Origin of the sequence: Pseudomonas cerasi (assembly GCF_900074915.1) — a bacterium.
GTDB classification, from domain to species: domain Bacteria; phylum Pseudomonadota; class Gammaproteobacteria; order Pseudomonadales; family Pseudomonadaceae; genus Aquipseudomonas; species Aquipseudomonas cerasi.
Map to the genome: position 1 here is coordinate 676,340 of NZ_LT222319.1, position 15,771 is coordinate 692,110.

15 protein-coding genes are annotated in these 15,771 nt (G+C 59.1%); 11 read left to right on the forward strand and 4 right to left on the reverse strand.

Features of this window, described 5'->3' with window-relative positions; genetic code table 11:
* Positions 1 to 8 precede the first annotated feature (8 nt).
* From ileS to ispH, 4 genes are read left to right on the forward strand one after another with little or no spacing between them, the layout of a single operon-like run.
* Positions 9 to 2,843 (forward strand): isoleucine--tRNA ligase, encoded by a 2,835-nt coding sequence (gene ileS / locus PCPL58_RS05525; RefSeq protein ID WP_065348980.1) that lies wholly within the window; start codon positions 9 to 11, stop codon positions 2,841 to 2,843.
* Positions 2,836 to 3,342 (forward strand): signal peptidase II, encoded by a 507-nt coding sequence (gene lspA / locus PCPL58_RS05530; RefSeq protein WP_065348981.1) that lies wholly within the window; start codon positions 2,836 to 2,838, stop codon positions 3,340 to 3,342. The genes ileS and lspA overlap by 8 nt, the downstream gene beginning before the upstream one ends.
* On the forward strand, positions 3,335 to 3,811 hold the full coding sequence (locus tag PCPL58_RS05535; protein WP_044310113.1) for an FKBP-type peptidyl-prolyl cis-trans isomerase: 477 nt from the start codon (positions 3,335 to 3,337) through the stop codon (positions 3,809 to 3,811). Before lspA ends, PCPL58_RS05535 begins: the two co-directional genes overlap by 8 nt.
* 58 nt (positions 3,812 to 3,869) lie before the next feature.
* Positions 3,870 to 4,817, forward strand: coding sequence for a 4-hydroxy-3-methylbut-2-enyl diphosphate reductase (ispH, locus tag PCPL58_RS05540; RefSeq protein ID WP_003371115.1), 948 nt, complete (start codon positions 3,870 to 3,872; stop codon positions 4,815 to 4,817).
* 6 nt (positions 4,818 to 4,823) lie between these two features.
* Here the strand turns inward: ispH and PCPL58_RS05545 are convergent, their stop codons facing one another.
* Complete coding sequence (locus PCPL58_RS05545) at positions 4,824 to 5,324, reverse strand: GspH/FimT family pseudopilin (protein WP_065348982.1); 501 nt, start codon at positions 5,322 to 5,324, stop codon at positions 4,824 to 4,826.
* Between the two features lie 131 nt (positions 5,325 to 5,455).
* Here PCPL58_RS05545 and PCPL58_RS05550 point away from each other — a divergent pair, with 131 nt between their 5' ends.
* The 7 genes from PCPL58_RS05550 to thiO are packed head-to-tail and all read left to right on the forward strand — an operon-like array spanning position 5,456 to position 12,383.
* Positions 5,456 to 5,929, forward strand: coding sequence for a GspH/FimT family pseudopilin (locus tag PCPL58_RS05550; protein WP_002551984.1), 474 nt, complete (start codon positions 5,456 to 5,458; stop codon positions 5,927 to 5,929).
* Positions 5,929 to 6,444 (forward strand): type IV pilus modification protein PilV, encoded by a 516-nt coding sequence (gene pilV / locus PCPL58_RS05555; RefSeq protein WP_065348983.1) that lies wholly within the window; start codon positions 5,929 to 5,931, stop codon positions 6,442 to 6,444. Before PCPL58_RS05550 ends, pilV begins: the two co-directional genes overlap by 1 nt.
* Positions 6,441 to 7,148 carry a PilW family protein gene (locus tag PCPL58_RS05560; RefSeq protein ID WP_065348984.1) on the forward strand — a complete coding sequence of 236 codons (708 nt, stop codon included), beginning with the start codon at positions 6,441 to 6,443 and terminating at the stop codon, positions 7,146 to 7,148. Before pilV ends, PCPL58_RS05560 begins: the two co-directional genes overlap by 4 nt.
* An 11-nt stretch (positions 7,149 to 7,159) precedes the next feature.
* The gene (locus PCPL58_RS05565; protein WP_054082204.1) at positions 7,160 to 7,657 is read left to right on the forward strand and encodes a pilus assembly PilX family protein; all 498 of its coding nucleotides are present in this window, start codon (positions 7,160 to 7,162) and stop codon (positions 7,655 to 7,657) included.
* Positions 7,644 to 10,841, forward strand: a complete 3,198-nt coding sequence (locus tag PCPL58_RS05570; protein ID WP_065348985.1) for a pilus assembly protein — start codon at positions 7,644 to 7,646, stop codon at positions 10,839 to 10,841. The genes PCPL58_RS05565 and PCPL58_RS05570 overlap by 14 nt, the downstream gene beginning before the upstream one ends.
* A gap of 11 nt (positions 10,842 to 10,852) precedes the next feature.
* Positions 10,853 to 11,254 carry a type IV pilin protein gene (locus tag PCPL58_RS05575; RefSeq protein WP_065348986.1) on the forward strand — a complete coding sequence of 134 codons (402 nt, stop codon included), beginning with the start codon at positions 10,853 to 10,855 and terminating at the stop codon, positions 11,252 to 11,254.
* A 25-nt stretch (positions 11,255 to 11,279) separates the two neighbouring features.
* Complete coding sequence (thiO, locus tag PCPL58_RS05580; RefSeq protein WP_065348987.1) at positions 11,280 to 12,383, forward strand: glycine oxidase ThiO; 1,104 nt, start codon at positions 11,280 to 11,282, stop codon at positions 12,381 to 12,383.
* A gap of 129 nt (positions 12,384 to 12,512) precedes the next feature.
* On the opposite strand, the gene PCPL58_RS05585 is transcribed toward thiO, so the two are convergent.
* Genes PCPL58_RS05585 through PCPL58_RS05595 form a run of 3 tightly spaced genes read right to left on the reverse strand, consistent with a single transcriptional unit; the run spans position 12,513 to position 15,674 of the window.
* A complete protein-coding gene (locus PCPL58_RS05585; RefSeq protein ID WP_065348988.1) occupies positions 12,513 to 13,850 on the reverse strand; it encodes a sigma-54-dependent transcriptional regulator in 1,338 nt (445 codons plus the stop codon).
* Positions 13,851 to 13,852: 2 nt separating this feature from the next.
* Positions 13,853 to 15,445 carry a sensor histidine kinase gene (locus tag PCPL58_RS05590; protein WP_065348989.1) on the reverse strand — a complete coding sequence of 531 codons (1,593 nt, stop codon included), beginning with the start codon at positions 15,443 to 15,445 and terminating at the stop codon, positions 13,853 to 13,855.
* Entirely contained in the window at positions 15,435 to 15,674 is a 240-nt protein-coding gene (locus tag PCPL58_RS05595) for a PP0621 family protein (protein ID WP_032609810.1), read from the reverse strand. The genes PCPL58_RS05590 and PCPL58_RS05595 overlap by 11 nt, the downstream gene beginning before the upstream one ends.
* Between the last annotated feature and the right edge of the window lie 97 nt (positions 15,675 to 15,771).

The window sequence follows — 15,771 nt, forward strand, 5'->3', positions numbered from 1 at the left end:
AGCCTGAAATGACTGACTATAAAGCCACGCTAAACCTTCCGGACACCGCCTTCCCTATGAAGGCCGGCCTGCCCCAGCGCGAGCCGCAAACTCTGCAGCGCTGGGACAGCATTGGCCTGTACCAGAAGCTGCGCGAGATTGGCAAGGATCGTCCCAAGTTCGTTCTGCACGACGGTCCTCCGTACGCCAACGGCAATATTCACATCGGTCATGCGGTCAACAAGATTCTCAAGGACATGATCCTGCGTTCCAAGACCTTGGCGGGCTTCGATGCCCCGTATGTGCCGGGCTGGGACTGCCATGGTCTGCCGATCGAGCACAAGGTCGAAGTGACCCACGGCAAGAACCTCTCCGCCGACCGTACGCGTGAGCTGTGCCGTGCCTATGCGTCCGAGCAGATCGAAGGCCAGAAGTCCGAATTCATCCGTCTGGGTGTGCTGGGCGACTGGAGCAATCCATACCTGACCATGAACTTCCCCAACGAAGCCGGGGAAATCCGCGCGCTGGCCGAGATGGTCAAGGGCGGTTTCGTCTTCAAGGGCCTCAAGCCGGTCAACTGGTGTTTCGATTGCGGCTCGGCACTGGCTGAAGCCGAAGTCGAGTATCAGGACAAGAAGTCCTCGACCATCGACGTCGCGTTCCCGATCGTCGATGAGGCAAAACTTGCGGCGGCGTTCGGCTTGCCCGCGCTGGGCAGCAAGCCTGCCTCCATCGTGATCTGGACCACCACACCGTGGACGATCCCGGCCAACCAGGCGCTGAACGTTCATCCCGAGTTCGAATACGCGCTGGTCGATGTCGGCGACAGACTGCTGGTACTGGCCGCCGAACTGGTCGAAAGCTGTCTGGCCCGTTACAAGCTGGAAGGCACGGTCATCGCGACCACCACCGGTCAGGCGCTGGAGCTGATCAACTTCCGCCACCCGTTCTACGACCGCCTGTCGCCAGTCTATCTGGCTGACTATGTCGAGCTGGGTGCCGGCACCGGTATCGTTCACTCCTCGCCTGCCTATGGCGTAGACGACTTCAATATCTGCAAGCAGTACGGCCTGAGCAACGACGACATCATCAGCCCGGTGCAGAGCAACGGCGTGTATGTCGAATCGCTGGAGTTCTTCGGTGGCCAGTTCATCTTCAAGGCCAACCAGAACATCATCGACAAGCTGGTCGAAGTCGGCAGCCTGATGGACACCGAAACCATCAGCCACAGCTACATGCACTGCTGGCGCCACAAATCGCCATTAATCTACCGCGCCACCGCGCAGTGGTTCGTGGGCATGGACAAACAGCCTGAGAGCGGCGAGACCCTGCGCAAGCGTGCGGTCAAGGCCATCGAAGACACTGAGTTCGTTCCGGCGTGGGGCCAGGCGCGTCTTCATTCAATGATCGCCAACCGTCCTGACTGGTGCATCTCGCGTCAGCGCAACTGGGGCGTGCCGATTCCGTTCTTCCTGCACAAGGAAAGCGGCGACCTGCACCCACGCACCGTCGAGCTGATGGAAGAAGTGGCGCAGCGTGTCGAGAAAGAGGGCATCGAAGCCTGGTTCAAGCTCGACGCCAGCGAGCTGCTGGGTGACGAGGCTGCCAAGTACGACAAGATCTCCGACACCCTGGACGTCTGGTTCGACTCGGGCACCACGCACTGGCATGTGCTGCGCGGCTCGCACCCGATGGGCCATGAAAGCGGTCCGCGTGCCGACCTGTACCTGGAAGGCTCGGACCAGCATCGCGGCTGGTTCCACTCCTCACTGCTGACCGGCTGCATGCTGGACGATCACGCACCGTATCGCGAGCTGCTGACCCACGGGTTCGTGGTCGACGAGAACGGCCGCAAGATGTCCAAATCGCTGAACAACGTGGTAGCGCCACAGAAGGTCAACGACTCTCTGGGTGCGGACATCATGCGCCTGTGGGTATCGGCGACTGACTATTCGGGCGAAATGGCGGTTTCCGACCAGATCCTGCAGCGCAGCGCCGACGCCTACCGTCGTATCCGCAACACTGCACGCTTCCTTCTCTCCAACCTGACGGGCTTCAACCCGGCGACCGATATCCTGCCTGCCGAGGAAATGCTCGCGCTGGACCGTTGGGCCGTGGATCGCACCCTGCTGCTGCAACGCGAGCTGCAAGAGCATTACGGCGAATACCGCTTCTGGAACGTGTACTCGAAGATCCACAACTTCTGCGTGCAGGAGCTGGGAGGTTTCTACCTCGACATCATCAAGGATCGTCAGTACACCACGGCGGCCAACAGCACCGCGCGTCGTTCATGCCAGACGGCACTGTTCCACATCTCCGAAGCGCTGGTGCGCTGGATCGCGCCGATCCTGGCGTTCACCGCCGACGAGCTGTGGCAGTTCCTGCCCGGCGAGCGCAATGAATCGGTGATGCTCAACACCTGGTACGAAGGCCTGACCGAAATGCCTGCCGACTTTGACATGGACCGCGCCTACTGGGAGCGGATCATGGCGGTGAAGACCTCGGTCAACAAGGAAATGGAAAACCTGCGCGCTGCCAAGGCGATTGGCGGCAACCTGCAGGCTGAAGTGACCCTGTATGCCGAGGAGTCGCTGGTGGCTGACCTGTCGAAACTGAGCAACGAGCTGCGCTTCGTGCTGATCACCTCGACAGCCAGTGTGGCGCCGCTCGCGTCCGCGCCAGCCGATGCCGTGGTCACCGAAGTTGCCGGCCTGAAACTGAAAGTGCTCAAGTCCAGTCATGCCAAATGCGCCCGTTGCTGGCACCACCGCGAGGATGTAGGGGTAAACCCCGAGCATCCGGAAATCTGCGGTCGTTGCGTAGACAACATCAGCGGTGCAGGCGAGGTTCGTCACTATGCCTAACGCCTCGTTTGGCCGTCTGGCCTGGCTGTGGTTGAGCGTGCTGGTTCTGGTCATTGACCAGGCCAGCAAGTATTACTTCGAGAACGCGTTGACCCTGCACCAGCAGATCATCGTGATTCCGGATCTGTTCAGCTGGACCCTGGCCTACAACACCGGTGCCGCCTTCAGTTTTCTGGCTGATGGTGCCGGCTGGCAGCGCTGGTTGTTCGCCCTGATCGCAGTGGTGGTCAGCGCTGTGCTGGTCGTCTGGCTCAAGCGTCTGGGGCGTGACGACACGTGGCTGGCCGTTGCACTGGCGCTGGTACTGGGCGGCGCACTGGGCAACCTCTACGACCGTATCGTGCTGGGCCACGTGATCGACTTCATTCTGGTTCACTGGCAGAACCGCTGGTACTTCCCGGCGTTCAACGTCGCGGACAGTGCGATCACCGTCGGGGCAATCATGCTGGCGCTGGACATGTTCAAGAGCAAGAAAACCGGAGAGACCGTCAATGACTGAGCAATCTTCGACTCAAGGCTCGTCCGACGAGCTGCGCATCGGTCAGAATACGCAGGTCACTCTGCACTTCGCCCTGCGTCTGGAAAACGGCGATACCGTCGACAGCACCTTCGAAAAGGCCCCGGCCACCTTCAAGGTCGGTGACGGCAATCTGCTGCCAGGCTTCGAAATGGCGATTTTCGGCTTCAAGGCGGGTGACCGAAAGACCGTCGAGATTCTGCCGGAAAACGCCTTTGGTCAGCCCAACCCACAAAACGTGCAGATCATGCCACGCTCGCAGTTCGTGGGCATGGAACTGTCCGAAGGGTTGCTGGTGATCTTCAATGACGCCGCCAATACCGAGTTGCCCGGCGTGGTGAAAGCATTCGATGATGATCAGGTCACCATTGACTTCAATCACCCGCTGGCAGGCAAGACTCTGAGCTTTGAAGTGGAAATCTTCGAAGTGAAGGCGATTCTGGCTTCCTGACCTTCGCCGTCAAGCCCGGCCCAGGCCGGGCTACCCCGTACCAACCATGAGGCACTGCATGCAAATCAAACTCGCCAACCCCCGCGGCTTTTGTGCCGGAGTGGACCGCGCGATCGAAATCGTCAATCGCGCTCTGGAAGTGTTTGGTCCGCCGATTTATGTGCGCCATGAAGTTGTTCACAACAAATTTGTCGTCGAAGACCTGCGCTCTCGCGGTGCGATCTTCGTCGAAGAGCTGGATCAGGTGCCGGACGACGTCATCGTTATCTTCAGCGCCCACGGTGTCTCCCAGGCTGTGCGTACCGAAGCTGCAGGCCGTGGTCTGAAAGTGTTCGATGCTACCTGTCCGCTGGTGACCAAGGTACATATCGAGGTCGCCCGTTACAGCCGTGACGGCCGCGAGTGCATCCTGATCGGCCACGCCGGTCACCCGGAAGTCGAAGGCACCATGGGCCAGTACGATGCCGCCAATGGTGGTGCGATCTATCTGGTCGAGGACGAAGAGGATGTTGCCAGCCTGCAGGTGCGCAACCCTGAAGCCCTGGCCTTCGTGACCCAGACTACCTTGTCCATGGATGACACCAGCCGGGTGATCGATGCCTTGCGCAAGCGCTTTCCGGCCATTGGCGGGCCGCGCAAGGACGACATCTGCTACGCCACGCAAAACCGTCAGGATGCGGTCAAGCAACTGGCCGATGAGTGCGATGTGGTGTTGGTGGTGGGCAGCCCGAACAGCTCCAACTCCAATCGCCTGCGCGAGCTGGCCGAGCGCATGGCGACTCCGGCCTACCTCATCGACGGCGCCGAAGACATGCAACAGGACTGGTTCGACGGTGTAGAGCGTATCGGCATCACTGCGGGCGCTTCGGCCCCCGAAGTGCTGGTGCGCGGCGTGATCCAGCAATTGCAGGCCTGGGGCGCGACCGGTGCGGATGAGCTTGCCGGCCGCGAGGAGAACATCACCTTCTCCATGCCCAAGGAATTGCGCGTCAAGTCGCTGCTCTGAGGCTATTCAGCCACACAGCGCTGCATCGATTTTCGTGTCCTCGACCCTCACGCGGCCGGCCGGTGCGACTATCACTCGATAGTTGCTCACCGGCTGGTCTGCAGCGCAAATGTGCAACGTCCTGGCGGTTCTGCGCCGTAACGTCCCCAAACCGTTGAAACTGATTTCCTCTACACGCTTGCGGTTATCGACCACTCGCGTTGTGCCGCCATTGGCGCGTTCGATCAGCACCGGATCGTTTTCGTCGGGACCTTTGCCATCTGCGTCGAGTATGATCCGCCAGCCGTTGCTCCAGTCGTTCTCGATGGCATGAAGCGTAACGATCTGGTTGCGTGTGATTGCGGCCGCTCTCGCCGAACGAATGCCGCTGGCCAGCTCCCGGGCGGTCGCAAGGCCTCGGCTGGAATCGATGAGTTCCTTGAAAGAGGGGGTTGCGACGTTGGCCAGGATGGCCACCAGTGCAACGACGATCAATAATTCGATCAGTGTGAATCCTGCATGCTTCATATGCTTTCCTCCCTGGAAACCGCCGTTTCAACACACTGCGGGCGTTCGTCGTCGCAAAACAACCGTACGTCCCGCTATGGATTTTCCAGCGGCGTTGCTGCCTTATAGTCGTAACGTCTAGGAGACACTCAATGCGTCATATAGCCAAGGGATTCAGCCTCATCGAATTGTTAGTCACTGTGTCCCTGGTGGGCATCCTGGCGGCTATCGCTATCCCGAATTTCACCAGCTCCATCCAGAGCAACAAGGCCGATACCGAACTCAGCGATTTGCAGCGGGCGCTCAACTATGCGCGACTCGAGGCGATAAACAGGGGAGTGGCGGTGCGTATAGCGCCCACCAGCGGGACGGCGTGGACTAACGAATTGCAGGTGTATCTGGTTTCCGATACTCAGACGACGCCCACTGCGCTGCGAAAAATAGCTGCCATGAGCAGCGGCGCCACGCTGGTGGCCGATAACAATGCCACAGCAATTGATTTCAACAACCTGGGCGCGCTCATTGCCCCGGCTGCGGCGGTGACCATGACTTACACCCGAGGCACCATTAGCAAAACCATAAAGGTCTGTCTGACCGGTCGGATCACCCTGGGTGGAGGCTGCTGATGGCTGGTGAAACCCGATATCGCCAGATCGGTATGACCTTGATCGAGGTGCTGGTTTCGGTACTGATCCTGGCGATTGGTCTGCTGGGCGCCGCGGCCATTCAGCTCAACGCGCTCAAGTACACCGACAGCGCGACCATGAGCAGTCAGGCGAGCTTCATTGCTTACGACATGATGGACCGCATCCGCGCCAATGTTGATGGTAATGCCAGTGCCAATGGGTCGACCAATGTACTGGCGACTTATGCCTTGGCGAATCTGAATGCGGCGCCAGCGGCCAATCCGAACGATGCCAGAGCGCAGGATCTCTCTGATTTCAGAGGCAACATCATCAACTTTGCAGGCTCGAGCGGTACCGGCAGCATTGATATCACCGGAGCTCCTGAAGTGACCATTAACATCGGCTGGAGCGACACAAGGGCTGCGGGATCGAGCAATCAGGCAACCGGGAACACGACCGGCAGCCCGAGCAACCGGAGTTTTACGCTGACCTCGCGGATCGGGGTCAACCCATGAGAAAGCTTTCCAGAGGCTTCGGTCTGGTCGAAATCATGGTGGCGCTGGTCCTGGGGCTGGTGGTCAGCCTGGGTATCGTGCAGATATTCACGGCTGCCAGAGGCACCTACCAGAGCCAGAATGCCGCAGCGCGGATGCAGGAGGATGCGCGTTTCCTGCTGAGCAAACTGATTCAGGAAATCAGAATGACCGGCATGTATGGCTGCCTGAGCTTCAAAAACAACACGCCTGTATCTCCTGCTATCCAGTGGCCGATCGCACTGGATACTCCAATTCTCTGGGATAATCCGAGCAGGACGCTGACGTTGGTGACTGCCGACGTGGGGACCACAGGCAGTACGCCCACCTGGACCATCGTTTCAGACTGTCAGTCCAAGACGCAGATTTACGCCAGTACTCGTGCGCCAGATGCGGGGCAGACGGCCTTTCCGTTGCGGCAGTTGGTCTACACGCTCAGCGGAACAGACTTGACCATAAAATATGGCACGGACGGCACTCCGCAGCCGCTGTTGCAGAACGTCGCGGACTTCAGTGTTTCTTTCGGCATGACGGGTAACCCGATGTCCTATACCACGGCTGTTACCAAGGCCAACGCCGACGCTGTGCGCAGTGTGCGTATCAGCCTGACGCTGCAGGATGGGCAGAACGGCATCGTCAAGCCTCAGCAGTACAACGTTGTCGCTTACTTGCGTAATCGCTTTTGAACGGGCCGGGCATGAACAGGATCGTGCGATTCAAATCGATACAGGCTTTCCCTGCACGGCAGGGCGGTATGGTGTTGCTGGTCAGTCTGGTGTTTCTGCTGCTGCTCACTCTGCTGGGTATCTCTTCCATGCAGAACGCCACGCTGCAGGAAAAGATGGCGGGAAGCGTCACCCTGCGCAATCAATCCTTCCAGAAGGCCGAAGCGGCATTAAGGCTGGGAGAGTCTTCGATTAAGATGACGGGCTTTACCATGGCCAAGTGTACAACTGCATCTTGTGCACCGCCTGTGGAATCCACTTCTTTGACGACGGCTGGGGTAGGAGCATCCGGGGTTAATTGGATCGCTGCGGCAGGCGGTTTCTACGGTATACAGAATCTGGGGACCACTGCGACACCTGTGAATCGGCCACCGATCTGTACTGGGACAGTAACGCTCTATCGCGTGACATCAGTCGCTATTCAAGGCACGTCGCGCACGGTGCTGGAGAGTATTTATGCCAATTGCTGAGAAACTCCGTCGCAGCCTGAAGTATCTCGGCGGTGCGCTTTTGGCTTTTTATGCCCTTACGCCCGTGTATGCGTTTACGCCAGCACAAGTACCCTTGCTCAGTGCGTCGGCCGTGCCGCCTAACCTGATGCTGCTGGTGGATAACTCCGGGAGTATGTACAACATCATCTGGGCCGCCGGCTTTGATCCGACGGTGACCAATCGTCCGTCGATTATCTATGCGCAGCCTGGGTCATGCGGTTTTTTTAACTGCAGAGGCGTCTCCATTCAGGGCGACGACACGCTCTCGCTGGACTCTGCCGGGCCTTACACGTGCAGAAGCGACTACACCTACGTTGCGCGTGACAACGTGGGTTACTGCCTGAAATTGCCCGATCCGGCCGGCAACGAGAGCACCACTCGCTACACTGCAGATTACCTCTCTTATCTGGTTGACCTGACGCGGGCCGCCAACACCACTACCAAAGACTTCACCGTCAATAACATCATTCCCAACGATTACCGTATCAATGTCGCGCGCAACGTTTCATTGAACCTCGTTGCCAACAACAAATCCCTGAGAATCGGTCTGGCCGGGTTCAACCCGCCGACCAACGCTGATCCCGGGCGTGGAGGGAAGATTTCCAGACCTGTTGCAGACCTGTCCCCTGTCGCCAGTAACCCTTACAACAACGGCGGTGTCAGCCAGGCTGATGCAAACGATAATGTCACTGCCCTCAATGCGGCCATCAATGCACTGCGAGGCGACTCCAATACGCCGTTGGCCGAAACGTATTATGAGATAACCCGCTACTTTCGGGGCATGACCCCGTATTACGGTTATAGCGGGGCACCGACGACCTACACCAGCCCTATACAGTACCGGTGCCAGAAAAACTTTGGCGTGGTGATCACTGACGGCTTGCCGACATACGATCGGACGTTCCCGACCAACGATCCTGAGGATGTACTCAATACCTCCCGCTCACTGCCCAATTGGGACTTGAATGCGGCCAATGACGGGGCCAATCTTAATGGTGATGGTGAGGGCGATACGCTTTATCTGGACGACCTCGCCAAGTTCGCCTATGACATCGACATGCGAAGAGCGAGCAGTACACCTGCCACTGACCTGACCAAGAAAAGTTGGGACACAGACGGCTTCTCTCAACAGAACATGACTACCTACACCATTGGTTTCACAGCCGCCAACCAGATGCTGATAGACGCCGCCGACAATAATCATGGGCACGGCAAGTATTTCCAGACCAATGACAGCGCCGGTTTGAACAACGCCTTGAACCTCGCATTGAGCGATATCTATGCCAAGGCCGGTTCGGGCGGCGGTGGCGTGGCAAACTCGTCCACCCTTCAGGCGGGCAGCCGCTTCTACCAGACGCTTTATGACCCGACGGACTGGCATGGCACGATCAAGGCTTACAATCTGGACGCTACGACAGGAGCGCTGAGCGCCCCTGTCTGGTCCACCGATACCACGATCACCAGCAGCACCAAGGCGCCTGTGTTCGAGTCATGGAGCACAGCGGCGACACCGACGAAAATCACCCTGGATTTTCTGAATTTCACGCAGGCGCAACGCGATGCCTTTACCGCTACGCTGCCGAGCGGAGTGACCGGCGCGGAGGTTATTGCCTGGGCCAAAGGCACGGCCAATGCCAAGCTTCGTACTCGTGCCACGCTCTTGGGCGATATCGTCAATTCATCATTGGGTGCCGGGCTGCCGACAGAGAAGACGGCGTCTGATTTGCTCGGCGACACCACTTACACGACGTACCTTTCTGCCAAGTCCAGCAACATGAGTTCCAGTTTGCTGGCCAACGCCAACGATGGCTTCTTCAATGTGATCGACGCCAGCTCCGGTGCGCGTAAATACGCGTATATGCCGTCCACGTCTCTGAGTTCATTGGCGACCATTTCATCCTCTTCCTACGGTTCCGGCGTTCACCGTTTCACGGTGGATGGTCAGATTGCAGTCTTCGATACGCAGGCATCCGCAGGGAGTGTATGGCGCACGGTGGCGTATTCCGGGCTGGGCGCTGGCGGCAAGGCTTTTTTTGCGATCAAGCTTTTCGAAGGTTCGGCAGACAGCATCGGGGCATTGTGGGAGGTCAAGGCTCCCGACACTTCAGACACCAACAACAAGTTCAACAACCTTGGATACACCTACTCCAAGCCGGATGTAGCACGTATGGCCGATGGCGCCGGGATCGTTGTTGTGGGCAACGGTTACGGCAGTTTTACCGGGAGGGCGTCTCTGTATGTACTCAACGCCAACACCGGACAGTTCATTGCCGAAATTCCGACTCCGGTCACTGGCAGCGAAACGGATAACGGGTTGTCTTCGGTGAAACTTCGGGTCAATTCGCAGAATGTCGTTCAAGCAGCCTATGCGGGCGATCTCAAGGGCCGCCTGTGGAAGTTCGACATGAGCGGGGCCGCAGCATCCAGCTGGAAAGTCGCTTTCAATGGCTCACCCCTGTTCACTGCACCTCAAGGCGCCAGTCAGTCGATTACCGTTCAGCCCTTGTTGCTGGACCATCCACTCAACGGCAAGATCGTGTATTTCGGTACCGGGAAATTCAGCGAAACTGCGGACAAGCAGACCAGCTCGTTGCAGGATTTCTATGCCATTTGGGATGGCGACAACGGTTCAGGCAACATCGTTGAGGCCAATCTGCAGCCCCAGGCCATTAACGGGACGGTAGTCGGAAGTGGCAATACGTATTACACCACGACTTCCAATGATGTGGATTGGGGCACCAAGAAAGGCTGGTACCTGCCGTTGGCAACCACGGCCCCCTATGTCGGCGAGCGGATTATCTATCCGGCACAAACCTCTCGCGGTCGTATCATCTTCACCACGGCAGCCGTCAACTCTACCGACCCTTGCGAAAGCACCGGGACCGGGCGCTTGTTCGAGCTGAACGCCGCGACTGGCAGCATGCTTAATTACCAGGTACTGGATACCAACAATGACGGCGATATCAACTCTTCGGATTTGATCATTGGCGGTCTCGGTATCGGTACCGGTATCCCGGTAGTGGCTTCTATCGTTGCCGGTACCAATGGGGCCAACGATAACAAGTACGTGATTGACTCCAGCGGCGGCACGCCCACCAAGATTACTGAGAAGGGCGGTAGCGCTAACGTCTTCCAGCGCATCATGTGGCGACAAATCCAATAGGGAAACTAGACATGCGAGTGACATCCAGGGGCTTTACGTTGATCGAACTCATGATCGTCGTGGCGATTGTCGGTATTCTGGCGGCCATCGCGTACCCCAGTTACACCGAATACGTGAAGCGCACCCAGCGGTCGGCGATTGCCAGCCTGCTGTCCGAGCAAAGCCAGGCGCTGGAGCGGTTTTATTCGCAGAAGGGAAATTACTCGGATTACAAAGGAGTATCTGGTGGCAATACGTACTACAAGATAACGCCGACCCTAACTGCCACCGACTTCACCCTGACAGCTGACCCTCTCCCAGGCACGCTGATGGCTGGCGACAAGTGTGGCAGTTTCGTGATCACTAACACCGGGGCGCGTACCAACACGGGCGCAACCAGCGGCGTCACTGCCAAAGATTGTTGGGGCCGCTAAACCGTTTCCTTGTCACGAGACCAAGATGTCCAAGCAGAAAGTAGTCATCGTAGGCGGTGGCGTCATAGGTCTGCTGACCGCCTTCAATCTCGCCTCCGAGCAGGTCAGCGTCGTGCTGCTGGATCGTTCGGGCGTTGGCCAGGAGTCTTCCTGGGCAGGCGGCGGGATTGTCTCGCCGCTTTACCCGTGGCGCTACAGCACTGCGGTCACCGCGCTGGCGCATTGGTCGCAGGACTTCTACCCGCACCTCGCCGAGCGTTTGCTCGCACAGACCGGTATTGACCCTGAAGTGCACAGGACTGGCCTGTACTGGCTCGATCTTGATGACGAGCAGTCTGCGCTTGAATGGGCTGCCCGCGAAAAACGTTCGTTGAACCGCGTGGATATCTCGGCGGTGAATGATGCCGTGCCGGTGCTGGGTGAGGGCTATTCGCGGGCGATCTACATGGCCGATGTGGCCAACGTACGTAATCCCCGTCTGGTCAAATCGCTCAAGGCCGCCTTGCTGGCATTGCCCAATGTCGAGATTCGCGAGCACTGTGAAGTCAGCGGCTTTACCCGTGAAGGCAGCAGGATTTCGGGTGTGCAGACATCTGCAGGGGATATCACCGGTGATCGGGTGATTCTGGCGGCGGGTGCGTGGAGCGGCGAGTTGCTCAAGACCCTGGGTCTGGAGCTGCCGGTCGAGCCGGTAAAAGGCCAGATGATTCTCTACAAGTGTGCATCGGACTTTCTGTCGAGCATGGTGCTGGCGAAAGGGCGCTACGCGATCCCGCGTCGTGATGGGCATATCCTGATCGGCAGCACCCTGGAGCATGAAGGGTTCGACAAAACCACCACGCAGGCCGCATTGGAAAGTTTGAAGGCGTCGGCCGTCGAATTGCTTCCGCCATTGGCCCACGCCGAGCCCGTCGCCCAATGGGCAGGCCTGCGCCCTGGCTCGCCTGAGGGCATCCCGTTCATTGGCCCGCTGGAAGGTTTTGACGGCCTGTGGCTCAACTGCGGGCATTACCGCAACGGCCTGGTGCTGGCTCCGGCGTCTTGCCAATTGATCACTGACCTGCTGCTGGACCGCGAGCCCATCATTGACCCTGCACCCTACGCGCCTGCGGGGCGCCTGGCAGGCTAGCCATCCTTTCGGTCATTCGGAGCGTGGGGCACGATGGTGTTCTCTCGCGCACCTATCGTTCCGCACGCTCCCGCGTGGGAACGCCTTTCGTGACGCTCTGCGTCACACGTTTTTCGCCGCGCAACGCATTCAATCCAGGCCCAGCTTCTTCAGGCGATAGCGCAGTGACCTGAACGACAAACTGAGCCTTTCTGCCGCCGCAGTGCGATTCCAGCGTGTTTCTTCCAGTGCCTGCAGGATGAGCTGGCGTTCGATGCTTTCCAGGTAGTCTTCAAGGTTGTCGATGTCGGCCAGGTTCGGGCCGTCGCTCTCCTGAGGGCTGGCGGACTCTGTCAGGCGCAGGTCGCTGGCGTGGATTTCATCGTTCTCGCACAGCGTGTAGGCGCGCTCCAGCATGTTTTCCAGTTCGCGCACGTTACCGGGGAAGCGGTAGCTCTTCAGCGTTTCCAGCGCCTGCGCGTTCAGGCGTGCGACGGGTTGTGCGCCGTTCCCGGCAAGGCGCTTGAGCACGCTGGCTGCCAGTTGGTCGATATCCTCACGGCGCTCGCGCAACGGGGGCACACGCACTTCGATCACGTTCAATCGGTAATAAAGATCCTGACGAAACCGACCGGCCGCGACCTCTGCATTCAGGTTCTTGTGGGTGGCACACAGAATACGTACGTCGACAATCTGCTCTTGCTGACCGCCGACGCTGCGGATGGATTTTTCCTGAATGGCGCGCAGCAGTTTGACCTGCATGGCCAGCGGCAGGTCGGCGACCTCATCGAGAAACAGCGTGCCGGTGTGCGCCGCCTGAAACAGACCGGGCTTGTCTTCGTGGGCACCGCTGAAGCTGCCTTTGCGATGACCGAAGAATTCGCTCTCCATCAGCTCGGAAGGAATGGCGCCGCAGTTCACCGGTATGAAAGGTTTGTCGATGCGCGGACCCTGCTCGTGGATCAGACGCGCTACAAGCTCCTTGCCGCTGCCCGACTCGCCGCTGATGTAGATCGGCGCCTGGCTGCGGGCCAGCTTGCCGATCTGATTGCGCAAGGTACGCATTGCCAGCGAGTCGCCCAGCAGGCGGTTGTCGATGCTTCGCGTGGGTGGTGCGCCGGGCAGGCTCAGCGCGCTGTTGACCAGCTCGCGCAACCTGCCGAGGTCGACCGGCTTGGTCACAAAGTCGAAAGCCCCGGCCTTCAGCGCGTTGATCGCCGTGTCCAGATTGCCGTGGGCAGTGATCATCGCCACCGGCACGTGGGGGTAGCCGTGCTGTATGTGTTGCACCAGCTCAAGGCCATTACCGTCAGGCAAACGCATGTCGGTCAGGCACATGTCGAACGGTTCGCGGGCCAGCCAGTCGTGCGCTTCGGCGACGTTACGGGCACTGCGGGTGTCGAGTTTCATGCGCCCCAGCGTGATCTCCAGGAGTTCGCGAATATCCGGCTCATCATCGACTATCAGGATTTTTTGCCGTTGGCTCATGCTCAGCTCGTCTTGAACGGGTGGGCGAAGGTAATGCGCAGGCAACTGCCACCCGTGGGGCGGGGCGCATATTCCAGGTGCGCCTGATTGCTTTCGCACAGTTCACGTGACAGATATAGACCAAGGCCGGTGCCTTTGCTCTCTGTGGTGAAAAACGGCTCAAAGATCTTGCTCAGGTGTTGCTCGCTGACCCCCGGCCCGTCGTCCAGCACTTCCAGCGTAGGCAGCTCGCTTCTGGAGTCATTGTGCAGTTTCAGCCAGACCTGTGCTGATGGATGATTTTTGCCGCTGTAGCGCAGGCCGTTCTGCAACAGGTTGGTCATGATTTGCGTCAGTTGTCCAGAATCCATGCGGGTTGTCAGCGTGCCGGGGCTTATGTCGACATGAATCGACTGATTGGGCGCAGCGGAACTGCGAAATTCAACGACAAAGTGTTCCAGCCAGGTTTTCAGGTCGAGCAGTTCGGGTTGCGCTTCGCGTCTGCGCGACAATTGCAGGACATTTTCGATGACCCGATCAATGCGTCCCGACTGCTCATGAATGATCTGCCCCAGGCGTCGATCCGCTGCACTGAGCTCTTCCGATTCATTAAGCAACTGCGCCGCATGACTGACGGCACCCAGCGGGTTGCGTATTTCGTGGGCAATCCCGGCGGTCAGGCGTCCCAGTGCGGCAAGCTTGAGCTGCTGCGCCTGATGGGCAATCTGCGACAGGTCTTCGAGAAAAACCAGCGTCTGACGCTGATCGCCACGGTTGAGTGTGGCGAAGCTCGGTTGCAGTACCAGCCCCACGGGGGCGGTGGTGATGCTGCGCGGCACCATGATCGGATTGACGAGCCACTGGCGCAGGCGTTCGACCAGTTGTGGCGAGCAGGTGTCGATGAGCTGGCCGACCAGTTGTTCCTGGCCCAGCAGGTGCAAGGCCCCCTGATTGGCCAGCAGCACCTGATGGTTGGCATCCAGCACCAGAATGCCGGTACGCATGCGTTGCAGAATGAGTGCGTTGAGTGCCTCCAGGCTGTCGACATCCGCCGCGCGCTGCTCGGCCAGTACCTCGCTGACCTGCATGCGCGCTGTCAGCGCCTGCACCAGCAGGGCGGCGGCGAAGCACAAGGCGCCCAGCGAGCCAGCCTGCACGTAGTCGTTGGAAACCGAGGGTGTGCCGAAGCTGATGTAGAACGTCAGGTAGATGATGCCGATGGCCGAAACCGCAGCGATCAACAAGCCGATACGGCCGCGCAGCAACACATTGCTGATCGCTACCGAGGCAATCAACAGGTTGCCGATACCGCTGGAGGGCCCGCCCGCGGCGTAGAACAGCGCGGAGAGCATGATCGCGTCGGTCATCGCCAGGCCGAAAAACTGTGCCTGACGGCTGGGGCGTTCCAGTAGCACGACGACCAGAATTTTGAACACCAGATACAACCAGCAACCCGAGCGGAACAGGTTCGGGTTGGCCAGTTGCAGCAGCTCGGTTTCCAGGCTGCTGGAAATCAACAGGACCAGTACGACGCCGATGGTCAGTCGATAGAGGTGGTACAGCCGCAGAATCCGCTGCGCCTGCGGGCTGACAAGGGACGGTGAGTCAGCGGTCACGTGCCGCGGGGCCCTGCAGCCGGTGTGCCTCGCTGCAATACCATTGCTGTGCCTGGCTCAGCGCACGATCCTGCGGCAGATGAACGCCACACTGCGCGCATCGCACCATGGGTGTCGAGGCCAGTTCAGGCGGCTCGGCGCGGGATTTCGGCTTGGGGGGATTGATCAGACGCTTGACGAACCAGACCAACGCCGCGATCAACGCGACCCACATAAGTAAGCGAACCATGACTACCAGCTTAGTGATTGACGATGGCGCAGTGTAGCCAAGCCGCGAGCGGGCGCACAGGGGCAAAATTGATGCACAAAAAAAGAGGCCCGAAGGC

What these genes read in the sequence shown, in the direction of transcription:
- PCPL58_RS05560 (WP_065348984.1), top strand. Translation starts at nt 6,441, where the DNA reads ATGAGAAAGCTTTCCAGAGGCTTCGGTCTGGTCGAAATCATGGTGGCG.
- ileS (WP_065348980.1), top strand. Translation starts at nt 9, where the DNA reads ATGACTGACTATAAAGCCACGCTAAACCTTCCGGACACCGCCTTCCCT.
- pilV (WP_065348983.1), top strand. Translation starts at nt 5,929, where the DNA reads ATGGCTGGTGAAACCCGATATCGCCAGATCGGTATGACCTTGATCGAG.
- ispH (WP_003371115.1), top strand. Translation starts at nt 3,870, where the DNA reads ATGCAAATCAAACTCGCCAACCCCCGCGGCTTTTGTGCCGGAGTGGAC.
- PCPL58_RS05535 (WP_044310113.1), top strand. Translation starts at nt 3,335, where the DNA reads ATGACTGAGCAATCTTCGACTCAAGGCTCGTCCGACGAGCTGCGCATC.
- PCPL58_RS05545 (WP_065348982.1), bottom strand. Translation starts at nt 5,324, where the DNA reads ATGAAGCATGCAGGATTCACACTGATCGAATTATTGATCGTCGTTGCA.
- PCPL58_RS05570 (WP_065348985.1), top strand. Translation starts at nt 7,644, where the DNA reads ATGCCAATTGCTGAGAAACTCCGTCGCAGCCTGAAGTATCTCGGCGGT.
- thiO (WP_065348987.1), top strand. Translation starts at nt 11,280, where the DNA reads ATGTCCAAGCAGAAAGTAGTCATCGTAGGCGGTGGCGTCATAGGTCTG.
- PCPL58_RS05585 (WP_065348988.1), bottom strand. Translation starts at nt 13,850, where the DNA reads ATGAGCCAACGGCAAAAAATCCTGATAGTCGATGATGAGCCGGATATT.
- PCPL58_RS05565 (WP_054082204.1), top strand. Translation starts at nt 7,160, where the DNA reads ATGAACAGGATCGTGCGATTCAAATCGATACAGGCTTTCCCTGCACGG.
- PCPL58_RS05550 (WP_002551984.1), top strand. Translation starts at nt 5,456, where the DNA reads ATGCGTCATATAGCCAAGGGATTCAGCCTCATCGAATTGTTAGTCACT.
- lspA (WP_065348981.1), top strand. Translation starts at nt 2,836, where the DNA reads ATGCCTAACGCCTCGTTTGGCCGTCTGGCCTGGCTGTGGTTGAGCGTG.
- PCPL58_RS05595 (WP_032609810.1), bottom strand. Translation starts at nt 15,674, where the DNA reads ATGGTTCGCTTACTTATGTGGGTCGCGTTGATCGCGGCGTTGGTCTGG.
- PCPL58_RS05575 (WP_065348986.1), top strand. Translation starts at nt 10,853, where the DNA reads ATGCGAGTGACATCCAGGGGCTTTACGTTGATCGAACTCATGATCGTC.